Origin of the sequence: Campylobacter troglodytis (assembly GCF_006864425.1) — a bacterium.
Taxonomy (GTDB): Bacteria; Campylobacterota; Campylobacteria; order Campylobacterales; family Campylobacteraceae; genus Campylobacter_D; species Campylobacter_D troglodytis.
On record NZ_QHLI01000225.1, the window covers coordinates 1 to 563 of the forward strand.

A 563-nucleotide genomic window follows, 5' to 3' on the forward strand; every position below is an offset into this window, starting at 1 on the left:
GAAAAACAAATGACTCTAGCTTATATACGCAAGCATAGCAATATAAATGATAGGTATGAGTGGGATAGATTTTTCTACCTTGATAAAGAGGTTTTATCTATGGCTTCGCTTGAATTTAATTTAATACACACAAGATTTGAATTTAAACAAAAAGATTTGCTCTTGCTTAAAGAATTAGCATTTTTACAAGACAAAGATTACAATGCCTTTGGTATCCCTTTACCCAAACGCATCATCTTAGAAGTGCTTTCCTTTCATAAAGATCATAATGATGAGTTTTCTCTCTTAGTAAAGCAGTATCCCTTTTCTCAACTAATCTTTTCTCAGTGGCAAAGCATAAAGCTTTATGAAAGGCACAAAGAATTCACACAAAATGCTAAATTAGCTTATAAAGACTTTATGCAAAAATATTTTACTTTTACCTATAATGAGAAAAGATTAAATATCTATGAAGCCATAGCAAGGATGCGTTTGCAAGAGAAAAATAATATAAACGATGAGTATTACAGCATTATAAGCACTTTTGTAGCATTAAGCGATGATAAGGCAATTACGCTTTATGA

Annotated in this window: 1 protein-coding gene; it reads left to right on the plus strand. The window is 30.7% G+C overall.

Annotated elements, in window-relative coordinates; all coding sequences use genetic code 11:
- On the plus strand, window positions 1–563 hold a 563-nt coding region (locus tag DMC01_RS14270; RefSeq protein WP_185908986.1), incomplete at both ends, for a hypothetical protein.